We start from the raw sequence: 15537 nt of genomic DNA on the forward strand, positions 1-15537 counted from the left end.
AGCGCAACGAAGGAACCTCACGCGAGGTTCGCGTCAATGCCTCGCAGGACTGCATCCGCGTCTCGCCGATGACCCCGCCACGATTCGGCCGTGCTCAGCCGTCCTGCGCTGGCAGCACCCGCCAGACGGCGGGGGACTCATCACCGCGGGAGACCAGGCCGCGATCAGCAAGTCCTTTGAGGGCGCGGGACGCGTTGTTGGGGTGCATATCCGCCTTCTCGGCCGCTTCGCGCGTGGTCAGTCCGACGTCACCTGAGCCGCGGACAGCTTCGAGAAGCTCGAGCTGGGTACCCCCGACACGACTCGTGGAGCGTCCTGGCGGCGTAGGGGATTCAGCAGCCGCAGCCTCGTCCTCGGCGCGCAGCCGGTCGGCGAAGAGCAGGAGCGCCTTACCGACGTCTTCGGCCAAGCCAGCAACCGCACGGGTTCGAAGCGTCACATCACCATGATAGCCAACATGATGTTGATGGTGTTTGTCAGCCACGCAACGCTCGGTGACAACTCGACGCAACTGTGCACTGAAGCTTCGAATGTCGGCGCTCAGTCCTAGCGTCGCTACATGGACGAGGCGACCCCTGAGCCAACGCTGTGGGATGACGACGACGCGCCCGAGACGGTGTAGCTGAACCGCTCGCCGTTGCAGACATCGGATGACGGATGGCTCGTCTCCAGCCTCGACGCTGGATGGATGACGTACCAAAGGGTAGGGCTTGAGCCTTGCTCATCGGCCCGGTACGGCGCAGACCGGTCACGCTTCGGACGAGACGACACCTCAGCACAGTAATCGAGCGCTGTTCGATCGACTTTTCTGTCGACGCCCTGCGGTGCGACTGATCGAGACATCTGCGGGCCCCAGCCATTTACCCCTGCATCTCGAGCAGTCGGTCCCCCAAGTTGCGCTCCATGTCGCCGTCGGTTTGGCCGCCGAGCTCGAAGAGCCGTTGGCCGTGACCCGCGACCAGGGGCCCGGCCGAGACCTGGAAGAACTTCGCCTGGGTCGCCTCCAGGTCGGCCGGCTCAGCCATCCGGACCCGTTTGTTGAGTAGTTCCTTCGTTGCGGCGAGCGCTGGCTTGTCGAAGGCGGCCACCCGCTCGGCGAAGCGCGAAACGAACGCGTCGAGGTCGGCATCCGCGACGGAGCGGTTGACCCATCCGTACCGTTCAGCGGTGTCCGCGTCGAAGTCCTCACCACCGGCGATGATTTCGAGCGCTCGGGCGCGGCCCACAGCAAGCGGAAGGCGCTCCATGCCTCCGCCGCCCGGGAAGAACCCGAAGCCGATCTCGGGTTGGCTCAGGATGCCGAGCTCCTGGGACGCGAACCGGACGTCGAGTGCGAGCAGGAACTCGCTGCCGACGCCACGGGCACGCCCGCGCAACACCCCCACCGTCAACACTGGTGCCTGCTCTAGGCGCACCAAGACGTCCGGCCAGGGCGGCAGACCTGTCGGTCCCGGTGCGGTCGAGCTCGCCGGGTCGTCGGTGGCCGCAGCACCGCCTACCTGGGTGAGATCGATGTGGGCCATGAAGAACGACGGGTTCGCCGTCTCGAAGGTGACGACCTTCAGGTTCGGGTCGGTCTCGATCTTCGCGACCAGGTCCTGGAAGTCGCGCAGGACGCCGGGGTCATACATGTTGATCGGCGGGTTCTCGAACAGGACCTTCCACCAACCGGCGGAGGCTGCGGTTACGGACAGCGTGCTCACGCGGGTCTCAGTCATGGCGTCCGCCTACTTCACAAACCGGGCGATGAAGTCGAGGGAGGTCTGGGCGACCTCCTCCCAACCGTCGTCGATGGTCAACGAGTGACCGCGGCCCGCGATGAGGGTGTACTCGGTGAGGTGGTCCTTGTTCTTCTTCTGGCGCTTGTAGATGGCCTTCGACGTGGCGTCAGGGGCCTGGTGGTCGAGCTCGCCGGAGATCACGAGCATCGGGCCGCGGTCGGGGTTCTTGTTGTCGGTCTTCGCCTCGCTGCCGGGGTTGATGTTCGAGAACGCGGCCTGGAACAGCGGGACGCCGGAGCCGGCGACGTGGAACTGGTCGTAGAGGCGGTGGGCCTCCTCCTCGCTGACCGCGTTCGCGAACCCGTAGCGGAACTGCTCGAACGTGAGCGCGACGGCCTTGTGCCGGTTGCTCGGGTGGGCGAGGACCGGCGCCGCGGCCTTGAGGGCGGATGCGGGAAGCGGCAGGACGCCGCGGCCGCCGGCGGCGTCAATCGCGACGGTCGCCGCCGAGACACCTCGGCCGGCGAGCATCATCGCGAGCAGGCCGCCGAAGGAGTGTCCGATGACAGCGGGCTTGCGGTCGAGCATCTCGATGATCTGCTGCTGGTAGGCGGCGACGTCCCCGACGCTCTTGTTCGCGAAGACGTCGGGGTTCTCCCGTGCCTCCTCCACCGTGGTCGGGTCATCGGGCCAGCCGGGGGTCACTGCGGCGTAGCCGGCGTCCTCGAAGAACTTGGCCCACCGGTCCCAGCTGCTGTCGAGGAGCCAGAGACCGTGGACGAACACGACCGGCTGCTTGCCCGACTCGTTGGCCTTCTTGACCTCGTCGAGCTCGGACTGGGTGGGGGCGGGGGTGACGTCGTTCATTTCGGCTCCTCGGGTTTGGGCTCAATGGAGGACCCGATCGTCGAACGCGGCGAAGGTCGTCGGAATCGTGCGTTTCCGTGAAGATCCGAACCGGCCGACCGACCCGCCGCCTCACATCTTGGCCATGACCTGATCTGTTCGGGTTAGGTGCGTGCACCCCTCGCCCGAACACGTGAGGCCCGGGACGGCAGCCACCCCCCGGCGCTTACCGTCGCCCGGTTCGATCCCGTTCGACACCACGATGTGCGGGACACGTCGGCGGTCGTTGACTCCGGAGACCATCCGAAAGAAGTCTCTGGAGGAGTCATGAAGATGAGAAACAACCGAACCACCGTGCTGCGGACAACACTCGCCGCAACCTGTCTGCTCGCGCTTGGCGCCGGCGGCGTCTCGACTGCACAGGCACACAACTCGCCGGCCACCACCAAGTCGACCACCACGGTCACCAGCGCGACGGCTCTGGAGAAGGCGGTCCGTGCCCAGAAGCAGAAGCCGACCATCGTGCTGGTCCACGGGGCGTTCGCCGACGCCTCTGGATGGCAGGCGGTCGCCACGAAACTGATGGCCGACGGCTACCCGGTCTACGCGCCGCCGAACCCGTTGCGCTCGCTCGACTACGACGCCGCGTACCTGAGGTCGTTCCTCGCCACCATCGAGGGACCGGTCGTCCTGGTCGGCCACTCCTACGGTGGCGCCGTCATCACCAACGCCTCCACGGGCAACCCGAACGTCAAGGGGTTGGTCTACATCGCTGCCTACGCACTCCAGAAGGGCGAGACCGTCGCAGACGCCAACCAGCTCGGCGGCCACCCGGAGGAGTCCCTCCTCCTGGCAAACGTCCGGACCAGGGCGTACCCGAAGCCGTTCCCGGACTACCCGGACGGTGACGCGGACGTCTACATCAAGGACGCCCCGTTCCGGAAGGTGTTCGCCGCCGACCTACCGCGCAAGACGACCCAGTTCATGGCGGCCTCGCAGCGGCCGGGGTCCTACTTCTCCCTCGGCACCCCGTCCGGCGAGCCGGGCTGGAAGACAATCCCGTCGTGGTACCTCGTCGCCCTCGACGACAAGGCCATCCCGCCGACCGCAGAGAAGACGATGGCGAAGCGCGCTCACGCGCACACGCGGATGATCCACAGCTCGCACGTCGCCATGATGAGCCACCCGAAGGTCGTCACGAACATGATCGAGCAGGCTGCGACCAGCTGATCCGCCAACCAGGGTGCCCGGACGCGGTTCGCCGCTTCCGGGCACTCGCGTCAGCTAGGGCCGGTCCATGACCAGCCGGGCGAGCTGGATCCGCTTGCCGACCCCGAGCTTGGTGTACACGGCACGCAGGTGGGTCGCGACGGTGTTCGGTGAAACCAGTAGCGCCTCAGCGACCTCGCGGTTGCTCAGCCCGTCCGCGACCAGTAGCGCGACGCGGACCTCGGATTCGGTCAACGCGTCCCAGCCGTCCGTTGCGCGCTGCGCCTGCGGCCCGGACCGCTTCCGCCGTACGCCGACCTGGCGCAGGGACCTGCGCAGCATGTCGGCTGCCCCCGTTGCGTCGGCGGACGAGTACAGCTCCCAGGCGCGGTCCAGTGCGGCAACGCCTTCGTCGCGCTTCCCATCTCGAATGAGGAGGCGGCCCAGATCGCCGGCGATCAACGCCCGAAGAAGGACCCGAGGTGAGGACGCCAGTGCCTGGTCTGCGGTAGTGACCGCACCCGGGTCGTTGGCCTCCAACCCAGCCAGATACGTGGCGACGGCTGCTGCTGTCCTGGTGCCCTTGGCGTGCTGGACCGCGATCCCGGAGAGTGTTGCGGTCAGGCGATGGTCGCCGGCGCTGAGGGCGATTCGGTGGGCAACGACCAGGTTTTCAACGGTCGCGAGCGTAAAGGGTCGGTCGGTCAGAACTGCCTGTACCCGTTGCGCAGCCGCGGTGGTGTCCCCGCGGAGGAAGAGCACCATGGCGGGGACGAGCCCGGTCCAGGCGGCGGCTGGCGCCCGGCCCGCGACGTCGTCGGACGTTGCCGCCAGTGCGGCCGCGGCCCGAACATCGCCGCGCAGGAGCGCGATTCGCGCCTGGACGTCACGGGCCCCGAGCACCACGTCCGCCTGGCCGAGCCGTGCCGCCCCTGCGGCGCAACGCTCGGCGTGGCTGGAGGCTTCTGCCAGAGATCCGGTCGAGAGGCGCAGCATCGAGCGTCCTAGCTCGAGCTGCATGTCGAGGGGCCCGCCCGGGTGTGCGTCGAGGGCCTGTTGGTCCAGCCAGTGCTCGGCACCTTCCTGGTCGTCGAGCTCGAGCAGCGCATGAAGCTCCTCTATGACGACAGCACCCAGACCCCGGGCGGCGCGGTGGAAGTGTGATGCCGCCTCAGCCGGCGAGCCCTGGAGCAGCGCTCCTGTCCCGGCCGCTCGACTGGTCCAGGCTTGCGTCACGGTGTCTGCGCTGGTGGAGGCCACGTGCGGTTCTCGCTGGCCGGTGCGGGCAAGTCCAGCTCGCTCGATAGCGCTCAGCCGGGCGTTCGTGCGGCTGTCGAGTCCGGCGTTGACCCCCTGGCGGGCTTCGGCGACGAGCTCGTCGTAGCGGCCGAACATCCACCACGCCGGCGCGACCGCGACCAGCGCGGTTGGGCTGTTCACGACGTTCTCGGCGTACTCCTCGACTGCCTGTTGGAACATCGAGGCGCCGCAATGGCCGTCGATGATCTCAGCGGTCAGCTCGCCGTGGAGCGGGTCCGCCGGGTCGACGAGTCCGCGGGCTCGGCGAAGCAGCGTCAGCGACTGGCCGACGTGTCGTTCCTCGGCAGCCGCCAGTTGCAGGACGGCAACGGCCTCTCGATCGCCAGGCAGAGCTGTGGCGCAGACGTGCGGCGCGACTTCGCCGAGCGGCCGGTGGTGCTCGGTCAGGTGGCGAATCGCATCGCGGTGCGTCAACTGCCGCAACGACTCCGGTACGGATGCGTAGGCGCCTGCTCGGACTAGGTCGAGGCCGAAAGACAGTTGACGCCCGTCGTCTTTCAGGTAGCCGTGCGAGACCAGCGCCTCCACGGCCGTCACCAGGCGTCGAGGCGGCAGCTCCACGACCGCGGAGAGGTCATCCAGGCTGAAACGACCCAGGACTGCGCCGGTGAGGAGTACCTCGACGGTCATCGGGTCGAGGTCGGCAGAGATTCTTGCCCGAAGGCATGACACGAACCCGTCCGGGAGGACCTCATGTCCCGTCTCGGTCGGCAGGGCGTGGACTGGCGCATCCTCGACGACGTGGTCGAGGAGGTGAACGAGGAGTCCGGCGTACCCGCCAGCTCCGCGGATCATCCGGGTCAACGTCGGCGAAGGTTGAAAGCGCAGTCGCTCCTCGGCAAGATCTGCGACGGCCTGGTTGCTCAGTGGCCCAACCGCCAGGTGAAGTAGCGGAACGTCATGACCCGCGGCTGAGGCGATCTCGTCGAGTTGGGGCGAGCCTGCGCGGCCGGTGATGAGCCAGCTCACCGGCACCGCGCGAAGTTGGCCCGGCAGGGTCTTGAGCGCGAACAGGCTCGCTTGGTCTGCCCACTGAACGTCGTCGACTGCGATCAGCACGGGCTGGTGGGTGGCCCGCCTTCCGATGGCTGACGCCAGTCGGTCCAGCAGCCAGACGGGGCGGTCGTGGGAGTGTTCGAGGTCGGCGAACTCCTCGTGCGTCAGCAGCGGTCCCGACGGTGACCACAGCGCAGCGGCCAAGGTGGCGTACGGCGGTGCGGAATAGCTCTGGCGCTCATCGTTGCCGTCCGCCGACCGAGGGTCGACTGACGACCCGGCAGCGACATGGCTGCCGCGGCGACGACTCTGCTCGACGATCTCGTCGTGCAGCGCGGACAGGCCGACCCCACCGTGCCCGCTGACGCAGAGCACTCGGCCCTCACCGGCATCGACCCCGGCCCGCAGGTGGCGCAGGCCGGTCGCGATCTCGACCCCGCGCCCGTGAAGGGTGCGAAGGGCTGGCTGCGCGGGGGCGTCCATCGTGCCAACCTACGAACGTCTCTCGGGCGAGGTGTACGTCATGCTACGTACCCGTGTGACGGTCGTCGTTGATCTCGCTCAGCGCCGCGGCCAGCTGGCCCCGGCCGCTGATGCCGAGCTTGGGGTAGATCTTGTACAGGTGGGTGCTCACCGTCCGGTGCGAGAGCAACATCTGGTCACCGATCTGCCGGTTGCTGAGTCCCTTCGCCGCCAACTGGGCGATTCGGAGCTCGTGTGCGGTCAGCGACACCCAAGCCGAGCTACCGAGGGTTGTCGGCGACTCACCTGCTGCCCGGAGCTCTTCGCGCGCCGACGCTGCCAGGACGATGGCTCCGAGCGACGGCAGCGAGCCAGCCGCAATGCGGAGTCGGTGGCGAGCCTCGGCGAGACGCCTATGCCGGCGCAACCACATGCCGTAAGAGAGCTGGGTCCTGGCCGACAGAAAGGGCCAGGCACGAAGCGAATCGAGCGCCTCGATGTAGTGCTCCTCGGGATCCTCTTCGTGGAGGAACGGCGCGGCGTACACCAGCTGCGCGGTGAGGATCTTCGAGGCCGTGCGGCGCTGGTGCTCCTCGAGGGTCGCGAGCTGCTCCTTGATGTCATCGAGCCGACCCGCGTGAACGGCGGCCTCGATCAGGTCGGCGGCCACCAGGCTGCGGTAGTAGAGGTGGAAGCATTCGTCGCTCGGATCGAAGATCCGGAGCAGGTGGTCGACCGCCTCCCCGTACCGACCGCCCGTAATGCTGATGCTTCCCCGGGCGTACTGGGCCATTGCGAGCATCGGGGCTGCACCCCGTTCGCGCAGTACGCGTTCTGCCGAAGCCACCAGGACCTCGGCTGACTCAAGATCTCCGCGACGTGCGAGGGCCGTGGCTGATGCGAGCTGACACGTGACATAGAAGAGTGCCTGACCTTGGTCAGGGGCGAGCCGGATTGCCTCCTCCGCGCTGGCCTGCGCCCGGAGGAAGATACCGGTATGGATGTCGGCCCATGTGCTCGCGGTCAACGCCTGCACGAGCACACCGAACTGACCCTGCCGACGAAAGTCCTCGACCGCGCTCAGGATCCGAGGCAGCGCCGCCGGATAGTCTCCGACGGCCATAGCGACCAGGGCGACCCAGAAGTCAGTGACCGACTGGTCCTGCGTGACCTGCGGTCGCAACCGGTCGAGATGCTCCGCAACCGCGCCGGCCCGCTCCATAGGCGTTGCGAGCGCGCGGACCATAAGGAGGCCGACATCGTCGTGCGGGTCCGGCGTCACGGCTTCGGCAGCCTCGGTCACCGCCAATCGCTCCTCCAACGTCGGGTTCGACCACCACATGCGCAAGGAATGCTCTCGAAGTGCACCGACCGCACGCTCCGGTTCACCGGACATGCCGATCTTGCGAGCGATAGGCGCCAGAGCCATCACGTGCGCCGCGCCGCTGTAGATCCCGTTCCGGGTGACATCACGAACCCAGCCGAGGCGGTTGTTCTCCAAGTCGTCGAGGAGCGCCACATCGATCGTTGCCAGGATCTCCTCGACCAGGTCCGGGCGACCAAGGTCGACGGCTTGGTGCATAGCATCGACAGATAGCGCCGCGCGTCGTCGAGGGTCCCGGGCAGTCCGTGCGGCCCGCCTCAGAGCGGCGACAGCAGTTTCCTGGTCACCGGCCACACTGAGCTGACGTGCAGTGTCGACCAGCGCGGTGGCCAGGTCGTCGTCGAGGTCCGTCGTCGACGATGCGCGGTGCCAGATCTGCCGAGCGGGCTCGTGGTCGAGAACCGTGCTGAGAGCTCGGTGCGCGGCCTGTCGTTCCGCCACGGTGGCGCTCTGGTAGATCGCTGAGCGGATCAACGGGTGTTCGAAGGTGACGCGTTGCTCCCCGACGTGCACGAGACCAGCGTCCCGCGCCAAGTCGAGGGCCAGGCTGGGTTCGGTGTCTCCCCAATCCGGGATACGGGTGACTGCTGTCAGGATCTCGTCTCGGTTGTCTCGGTCACTGCTCGCGGCCACCAGGAGCAGGTCGCGCGCCAGCTTCGGGAGCAATATATGACGCTCCGAAAAGGCGTTCTCTAGACGTGCGGTCAGGGGAACGAGCTGACCCGGGGGGGGCATCTGGCCGGTCGAGCGCATGAGTGCTCGGGGCAGCTCGACCAGCGCGAGCGGGTTGCCGGCTGCCTGGTCGAGAACGGTGTCCGCGTCTCTTGGACCCAACCACGACGCGTTCCGAGTCAGTACCTCCCGGGCCTCGGCGTGCTCCAACACTGGGATCGGCAGGTCCTCGAAGCCAGCGCGAAGAAGAAGTTCTCGCCGTGCCGACGCGTCTCGAACCCCAAGAACGCAAGCGACGGGGCTGTCGACGAGGCGCCGCACGGCGAAGACGATCGCATCGAAGGACGGCTGGTCCAGCCACTGCACATCGTCGACGCGAAGTAGCACAGGCGCTGTCTCCGCGAGGTCCTCGAGAAGGTGAATGAGTGCCATGGCGATCGCACCGACCCCAGACTGCCCCGCGTCCATCACGCAGCGCTCGAGGACGTCAGCTGCGTCAGGCTGAGCAACTCGTAGGCCGGCGAGATGATGCTGGACGAGCAGGTGCAGGCCGGCGTACGCGATTGTCACCTCCGTCTCCGACGGTGTGGTCGTCACGACCTGGATCGAACGTTCCGCGGCGCGCCTCTCGACCTCGTCTAGGAAGGTGGTCTTTCCGATGCCTGGCGGCCCGCTGACCACGACAGATGCTCCTTGTGACGGAAGGCCGCGAAGAAGGTTGCCGATCACCTCCAACTCTGCCGCCCTGCCGACGAAGGTCGCGCTGCTCATACCGGCCCTCTGTTCCCAGGAAGACGGCGGCCCGAAGCCGCCCTGACGTCGTACCTGACGCTAAGGGCCGAGAATGAGTCGATGTCGGCTGTTCGTGCAGACCTGTGTTCTGGATCTGCACGGACAGCACAGACCCGTGCGCAACCAGACGGCACAGCGACCTCGGCAACTCCTAGCGTGGATCTACCCGAACCACCCGCGTGAGGAGGACTCGGTGCTCCTACGGGCACAACCCGATGACGGGCGCGGCCTGGTCGTTTTCGTGCACGGCTCGACCCTGCATCAGTCCTCGTGGCTGCCTTGGGCGCAGCTCTTCAACGACAACGGGTACGAGTCCGTCGCGGTCACTTGGACCGGAGAGCCTCTCGGGGAGGGACCTGCTCGCTGGAGCGACATGTTGAGGCCGGGCCCGGTGCGGCTCAGCCGGGTCATCGCACGCGTTCACGAGACCGTGTCCTCGCTGTCTCGCCCGTCGATTGTGATCGGGCACGGCACGGGTGCCCTTCTGGTCGAGGCTTCGCTCGGCCACCCACTTGTGGCTGCCGGGATCGCCATCGCGCCCACGCTGCGCGGGCCGTTGCCCACTGTACGAACCGCGCTGGAGGCGTACAGAGACCTGCGGTCCAGGAGTTTTGCCGACGAGCAGCCGTCCTCGCGTGCGAGCTTCCACCGGTGGTACGCGAACGAGGTGTCCCGCGAAGCCTCCGACCTCCTCTACGACACCTACGTGGCGCCCGTCCAGGTCCGGCGGCTTGGTCGAGGGACTGCCACGAGCGGCCGCCTGGACGCCCGAGATCCTCACCGGCCGCTGTTGTTGTTGAGCGCCGGTCGAGACCGGATCGTCGCGGAGGCGTCCGTCGCCTCCCGCGCCCGGCGGTGGCGCTCGGCGTACCCGGACGAGACCACGGACCACTACGTGTTCCCTCGGCGTTGCCACGCCCTCGTCATCGACGAGGGTTGGTCTGACGTCGCCAACCACTGTCTCGACTGGCTGACGACCCAGGGCCTCTGACCGGTCGTGGACCGCCAGGACCATCCCTACTCGATGCTGCGCCGCAACTGCCGCCAGTCGCGTGGGGAGACGCCGTAGGCAGTGCGGAACCTGCGGGCGAAGTGCGCGGCGTCTACGAACCCGCAGCCGTGCGCGATCGCCGCGATCGTCCGGGACTCGCCCCCGGGTCGGGCGAGCTCGCGTCGGGCCTGCTCCAGACGTTCACTCATGATCCACTCAGCCAGGCTCAGCTCCTCGGCCGCCCACAAGCTGTACAACCGGCGAACCGAGATGTTGTGGACCTTGGCGATCTGCCCTGGGGACAACCCGGGGTCACCTAGTTCCTGCATCACGTACAACGAGATGCGGCGCTGCAACGAGTCCTCCAACGCTCCCCGAGCAACGGAGGAAGATCCCGCTACCGACCAAATTAAGGCCCGGGCCAGTTCGGCCGTGGCCGTCCCCAGCATGGCCGAGGCCGAACTGCCCTCCACCTGGTCGAGGTCGCGGACAAGGTGAACGATGTGCTGCCGCACTAGGCCGTAAAGCGGGCTTGATTCGAGGCGCTCGATGGCCACCCTGACCATCTCCATCGGGAGCCCCAGGGTCTCGCGGTCCATGTTGATCGCGCGGGTAAGGCCAGTGTCTGTCCGGGCGAACTGGTAGGTCGACGTGTGGTCGGTTAGGACCATCCCCAAGCCGGCTGCCCCCGAGACGTCGCTGCCGCGCTGAATGAAGCGCCACTGTCCAGGGGTCATCACGCTCAACGAGACGCGCTCCGCGGTTACGCCTGCCCGTCCGGGACCTTGCGTCAGACGGATGCCAGTGCTGGCGCGGCTCAAGATGTCCACGCCGCCCCCGAGCGACCACACGCTCATCGTCGCTTCGACGCCACGGTCGGCCGCCTGGTGGGTGATCTCGGCCGAGACGCCCGCGCTTCGCATCACCTTCAGGAGCGCATCCCGGCGCTCATCTGGAGGAACCGTGCTGGTATCCAACACAAGAACCACGGCGGCCTCTTCTCGTTCAACGAGTGCTCGGACCTGTCCCCAGCGACCGACCACGTTGAGTCAGGTAGCCAGCCGCGCACGGCCAGCCCAGCCTGGACCATCCCTACCTCGTCAACGTGTCCGAAACTCGGTCGTAGCGCCCACAAGACTAGTCGATATTCGTGCGAACGAGTCGGGCCCGGGCGCCGATGGCCACGATGACGATCGTACGGCGCCCCCTCCCACCCGGGTTCATGACAGCCTGGGAAAGCGAGACCCCGGACGTAGGTTCGACTCCGGCCCGGAGAGCTCAGGGCCTTTGTGCCCTCGGACGGCGCGGTCGACCCGCGCGCAGGCCGGGCGACAACACACACGATGAAGGGGATGAAGGCGGTCGCGCCGTGTGTCCACCAGCGAGGACACTTGCGAGCAAGTGTCCCGTCGGAAGTTCGAGTGTCGCGTCGAGAGCACTGAGTGTCCCGCCCGGATGCCAGTGTCCCGGCCGGATCACCGGACACTTCGACCAGACTCCGCAGGGCGCGGACCTGACCTCACTCGCCGCATCCCTGCCGGGCATGGCGAACACGCCCGAGGTCATCACCGCCGCCGCCCAGCTCGCGAGCCTCGACTCCGCCGAACGCACTACCGCGTTCGACACCGCGGCACTCGCGCTCGCCGCCGCCATCGTGGCAACGACGTCCCCCGTCCTGTTCGCCGACGCCGCTCAGCAGTTCCTCGCCTCAACCGCCCTACTTGAGGCCGCTGGTGAGCGCCTGGCTAAGGACGTCCTCGACCAGGCCACCGCCCCGGCCACCTCGACCGGCCCGGGGGTGGTCCGTGCGGCCGACGCGCTAGAGGTGGCCACCCAACTGCGCCTCGGAGGCTGGACGGCCCGCTGGGACCTGTTCGCGCTGCTCATCGAGTACGACGGCACCGGACCCACCTCGTACACGCGCGCTGCCCTGCGCGCGGTCCAGGCGTGCTTCGAGCAGTGGCCAGAGGCCGGCGACCTTCTCGCTGTCGCGCATCGCATCGCAGACCTCAGCGACGACACCGGCACGGACCAGGGCGATGACCAGTCCGGGTCGCCCTCCGACGTCGGCGTGATGCTCGCCCGCACCGAGCTCCTTCAGGCCCTCCGCGCTGACGGCCCCGACGCCGCCGTACGCCACATCGACGACGCCCTCGCCGCCCTCGCCGCCGCGCTCACCCACGACGACCGCCCCGACGCACACGTCACCGCGAACATCGCCCGACTCCTGCGAGGACTCATCGAGACCCAGAGCGTCGACCCGGCCGTCGCCGCCGACCTCGGCGACGGCGTCCGCGAGCTCCGGCACCTGTGCTACTCCCGCGGGCACTGGACCGGGGATGTCGCCGCGACCACGTGGGCGGCCTGGTCGCTCCTCGCCGACCGGCTGACCACCGCACGACAGAACCTCGACGAACCGTCCTGGCTGCACGCCGTGCCCGTCATCAACAACCTTGTCGACCTGTACCGCGTCAGCGGCTCCTACACCGGGTTGCGCTGCGACGACGACGGTCGCGCCGTCCAGGTCCTGGTCGCCCCCGTCATCGAGAACGGGTTCGCCGACGAGGTCGGACTCATGAACGTCCTGAGACAGCGTGTCGCTGAGATGGAAGCCGCCGCCGAAGACGGAACGGCGTCCGAGACCGAGCTCGCCGACCTCCCGGCCGCGATCGAGATCCGCGACGCGGCCGCACGGCGCCTGGCCGCGGGGATGCCCGTCCACGACCCAAAAGAGAGCGCCGGCGCCGAGCCGCCGGCTGACCACAGCACCGACACCCCACCGAGAAGGACGCCGAGGACCGTCTCTGGGAGGTCGCACGCCGCCGGCACCGCACCAAGCTCGCCAGCGCGTCACTGCCCGTGAACCAGGCCCTCCAGCAGATCTGGACCGACCTGGACGCCTCCACGCCTCCACCGACTACCGCACCCTCGACGGCCTGGCTGACGCCGTAGACCTGGGGTCACCGCACTCCTCATGGCGTTCCTGTTCGACCGGTCCTCGGTCGGTCCCAGCGAAGCGCCGTCCCTGTACAACCCCGCCGCCAGCGAAGAAGACCTCGCTCGCGACCTGCGCACCTTCGTCCGAGGCAGTGGCTACCTCAACGGCGTCGACACCGAAGTCCGCCACGTCGGCGGCGGCCGCGTCGACATGTGGTTCGCGTTCCCCGGGTTAAACCTGTACGTCGAGCTCAAGCAGGATTCGACCGAGGAGCCCGTGCCGGACAAGTCGTCGTACCTGAATCAAGCCGCCGCGTACGAGCCGAGCCCCGCATCGGGTTCCTGCTCGTGCTGAAGAAGACCCCGAAGAAGACGCCCGCGGTGTCGGTGAACGACTGGGCCCAGGTGGTCGAGGTCAGCGACGCCGAAGGCGCACCACGCCACGTGATCGCGATGACGCTCGCCGGAGCCCGCACCGTCCCCTCCGACATGTGACCGGCGCAGAAGGGCGAGGCTTCCCGGCGGCGCTGCTCGGACGCCACCGGACCACTACGACGACCATGCCCATCTGAGGTGCTACCTGCAGTCCCCCCAAAGCGCCTGAAGTCCGAGGACCCCCAGGTCCAGCCGGGACACTGCGGATTCCGATGGGGTCACTCCGGCCGGCAGGGGCCGCGACGGCAACCCCTGGACCCATGGGCTCCGTCGGGTATCGTTGATGCCGAGGCGGGCTGGACTGCCTCTCTCCAAGTCTGAGTCCCCACGCGACGACGACGCCGAGGACAACGGGTGCCGATCCAGTAAGGCAGGACCAGTCGAGACGCTCTCTCATGTCAGGGCTGGCAAGCGTGGGTTGCGAGCCCGGAACAGAGATTGAGATGTCCTCGAACAACCACGCCTACAACCGCGAGCTCCAGCAGGACGCGCGGTCCTGGGCAGCATTCACAGGATCGAAGTACACCGCCGCGCTGCGGCAGATGACGTCGCCCTTCACCCAGGGGCTCCTCGGGGACCGGCCGAGCGCGCGCCACCTGATTTCTGTCTTGGACCAGCACCCGCTGGTCGGGACGGACGACGATGGGCCTTCCCTCAGTGACAACGGCTTCTACGCGGATGACCCGTGGCGCTTCAACGGCCAGACCGACTTCGTCGAGCTCGTCCTCGTCGTCGAGATGCTCCGCATGTTCACCCCGACGGTCGCCGGCCAGGAACCCGAGCTCAGCAGCTACAAGCTGAAGCACACCGCCGAGCAGTTCCTACGCCCTCACTGCGACTACGTGTCGAACGGACGCCTGATCTGGGCCGCCGCCGCGCTGGGGCTGGACCTCGTTGACCGCGGTGGCAGCTTGAACCTCTCGGTCGGGGTGTCCGAACGCGAGCACCACTACCTGCGGCGCCTGACGGGGTCGGGGCAGGAGCGACCGCGTGGCCACCAGTTCCGCCCTCCCGGGCTGCTCCACCTGCAGGATGCGCTGGCCCGGTGTGCTGCCGGCGGACCGCTGACGGGGGCCTGGGTTCGACCGGCGTCCGCGCAGGTCGGGGCTCCGTTCCACGACTGGCTGACTGCGCAGGTTGGCCGTCCGGACCCGGTCGGTGACATCGCGAACGACTACACGGCCGGCGTGCGCGACAGCGACCACCCCATCGCCAGCACGCCCGGTGAGCTGCTGTCGCTCCTGTACGACGTCGAGCCGTCGCCGTCGTTCTACGACGCGGCCGTCGCCGCGATCGCCGAATGGATGGCCACCTCGCCCGAAGCGGCACCCATCCGTACAGACCTCGTCACCCGCGACGCGCACGAAGTCGCCGGCTGGGGGGCGGGGCCCGGTGACATCGAGGTCTACCGATACCGGTGCCCATGCGGCTTCGGCGAGATCGTCGAGGAGCACGACAACACTCCTGGGTTCCGCGAGCACGACGTACACATCAGGTGCGACAGGTGCCGGGAGGAGTGGCTCTTCGCAGCGGGTTTGCCCGTCCGCGGGTGGGGGCTGGTGCCCGCTATCGGGGCCGGGCGGGCACAGGCCGGGTAACGCCTGGCCGTTCACGGTGAGCGCTGGACGCGGCGGGATGGCAGTCACACCGGGGAGCCCGCCGCGTCCATCCACGACCAGATCGCATACACGCAACGGTCCGCGGACCCGGTGAGGTACAGACCACCCCCCATTGGTGCTTCCCGGTTCTGTATAGAGGTCTATACGTTGCGT

12 protein-coding genes are annotated in these 15537 nt (G+C 68.0%); 6 read left to right on the plus strand and 6 right to left on the minus strand.

Translation table 11 applies throughout. The features are described from left to right. Window positions 1-94: 94 nt before the first annotated feature. The 3 genes from N542_RS27465 to N542_RS0108460 all read right to left on the minus strand — a co-directional run bounded on the left by N542_RS27465 (window position 95) and on the right by N542_RS0108460 (window position 2588). Window positions 95-484 (minus strand): MarR family transcriptional regulator, encoded by a 390-nt coding sequence (locus N542_RS27465; RefSeq protein ID WP_155992900.1) that lies wholly within the window; start codon window positions 482-484, stop codon window positions 95-97. Window positions 485-860: 376 nt separating this feature from the next. Continuing rightward, window positions 861-1718 carry an enoyl-CoA hydratase/isomerase family protein gene (locus N542_RS0108455; RefSeq protein ID WP_036506731.1) on the minus strand — a complete coding sequence of 286 codons (858 nt, stop codon included), beginning with the start codon at window positions 1716-1718 and terminating at the stop codon, window positions 861-863. Between the two features lie 9 nt (window positions 1719-1727). Beyond that, entirely contained in the window at window positions 1728-2588 is an 861-nt protein-coding gene (locus N542_RS0108460; RefSeq protein ID WP_028643556.1) for an alpha/beta hydrolase, read from the minus strand. Window positions 2589-2735: 147 nt separating this feature from the next. Here N542_RS0108460 and N542_RS0108465 point away from each other — a divergent pair, with 147 nt between their 5' ends. Further along, window positions 2736-3797, plus strand: coding sequence for an alpha/beta fold hydrolase (locus N542_RS0108465; protein WP_231482559.1), 1062 nt, complete (start codon window positions 2736-2738; stop codon window positions 3795-3797). A gap of 54 nt (window positions 3798-3851) precedes the next feature. Here N542_RS0108465 and N542_RS0108470 read toward each other — a convergent pair whose 3' ends face one another. Both N542_RS0108470 and N542_RS0108475 read right to left on the minus strand, forming a co-directional pair. Beyond that, window positions 3852-6575 (minus strand): AAA family ATPase, encoded by a 2724-nt coding sequence (locus N542_RS0108470; RefSeq protein ID WP_028643558.1) that lies wholly within the window; start codon window positions 6573-6575, stop codon window positions 3852-3854. 43 nt (window positions 6576-6618) lie between these two features. Continuing rightward, window positions 6619-9381 (minus strand): helix-turn-helix transcriptional regulator, encoded by a 2763-nt coding sequence (locus N542_RS0108475; RefSeq protein ID WP_081795068.1) that lies wholly within the window; start codon window positions 9379-9381, stop codon window positions 6619-6621. A 136-nt stretch (window positions 9382-9517) separates the two neighbouring features. Between N542_RS0108475 and N542_RS0108480 the strand changes: the two genes are divergently transcribed. After that, on the plus strand, window positions 9518-10393 hold the full coding sequence (locus tag N542_RS0108480; protein ID WP_197025895.1) for an alpha/beta hydrolase: 876 nt from the start codon (window positions 9518-9520) through the stop codon (window positions 10391-10393). Window positions 10394-10419: 26 nt separating this feature from the next. On the opposite strand, the gene N542_RS0108485 is transcribed toward N542_RS0108480, so the two are convergent. Beyond that, a complete protein-coding gene (locus N542_RS0108485) occupies window positions 10420-11382 on the minus strand; it encodes a helix-turn-helix domain-containing protein (protein ID WP_028643561.1) in 963 nt (320 codons plus the stop codon). A gap of 554 nt (window positions 11383-11936) precedes the next feature. Here N542_RS0108485 and N542_RS0108490 point away from each other — a divergent pair. The 4 genes from N542_RS0108490 to N542_RS27825 all read left to right on the plus strand — a co-directional run bounded on the left by N542_RS0108490 (window position 11937) and on the right by N542_RS27825 (window position 15363). Next, window positions 11937-13256: a hypothetical protein gene (locus tag N542_RS0108490; protein ID WP_028643562.1), complete on the plus strand. Its 1320-nt coding sequence runs from the start codon at window positions 11937-11939 to the stop codon at window positions 13254-13256. A gap of 111 nt (window positions 13257-13367) precedes the next feature. Continuing rightward, a complete protein-coding gene (locus N542_RS0108495) occupies window positions 13368-13685 on the plus strand; it encodes a hypothetical protein (RefSeq protein WP_028643563.1) in 318 nt (105 codons plus the stop codon). Then, window positions 13679-13825 carry a hypothetical protein gene (locus N542_RS27470; RefSeq protein WP_155992902.1) on the plus strand — a complete coding sequence of 49 codons (147 nt, stop codon included), beginning with the start codon at window positions 13679-13681 and terminating at the stop codon, window positions 13823-13825. Before N542_RS0108495 ends, N542_RS27470 begins: the two co-directional genes overlap by 7 nt. A gap of 383 nt (window positions 13826-14208) precedes the next feature. Next, the gene (locus N542_RS27825; RefSeq protein ID WP_197025896.1) at window positions 14209-15363 is read left to right on the plus strand and encodes a hypothetical protein; all 1155 of its coding nucleotides are present in this window, start codon (window positions 14209-14211) and stop codon (window positions 15361-15363) included. Window positions 15364-15537: the final 174 nt, after the last annotated feature.

The organism is Nocardioides sp. URHA0020, assembly GCF_000620705.1.
Classification (GTDB): domain Bacteria; phylum Actinomycetota; class Actinomycetes; order Propionibacteriales; family Nocardioidaceae; genus Nocardioides.

Excerpts from the sequence above, each read along its gene's own strand:
- N542_RS0108455 (WP_036506731.1), bottom strand. The coding sequence starts at position 1,718 with ATGACTGAGACCCGCGTGAGCACGCTGTCCGTAACCGCAGCCTCCGCC.
- N542_RS0108460 (WP_028643556.1), bottom strand. The coding sequence starts at position 2,588 with ATGAACGACGTCACCCCCGCCCCCACCCAGTCCGAGCTCGACGAGGTC.
- N542_RS0108470 (WP_028643558.1), bottom strand. The coding sequence starts at position 6,575 with ATGGACGCCCCCGCGCAGCCAGCCCTTCGCACCCTTCACGGGCGCGGG.
- N542_RS0108475 (WP_081795068.1), bottom strand. The coding sequence starts at position 9,381 with ATGAGCAGCGCGACCTTCGTCGGCAGGGCGGCAGAGTTGGAGGTGATC.
- N542_RS0108490 (WP_028643562.1), top strand. The coding sequence starts at position 11,937 with ATGGCGAACACGCCCGAGGTCATCACCGCCGCCGCCCAGCTCGCGAGC.
- N542_RS0108495 (WP_028643563.1), top strand. The coding sequence starts at position 13,368 with ATGGCGTTCCTGTTCGACCGGTCCTCGGTCGGTCCCAGCGAAGCGCCG.
- N542_RS27825 (WP_197025896.1), top strand. The coding sequence starts at position 14,209 with ATGTCCTCGAACAACCACGCCTACAACCGCGAGCTCCAGCAGGACGCG.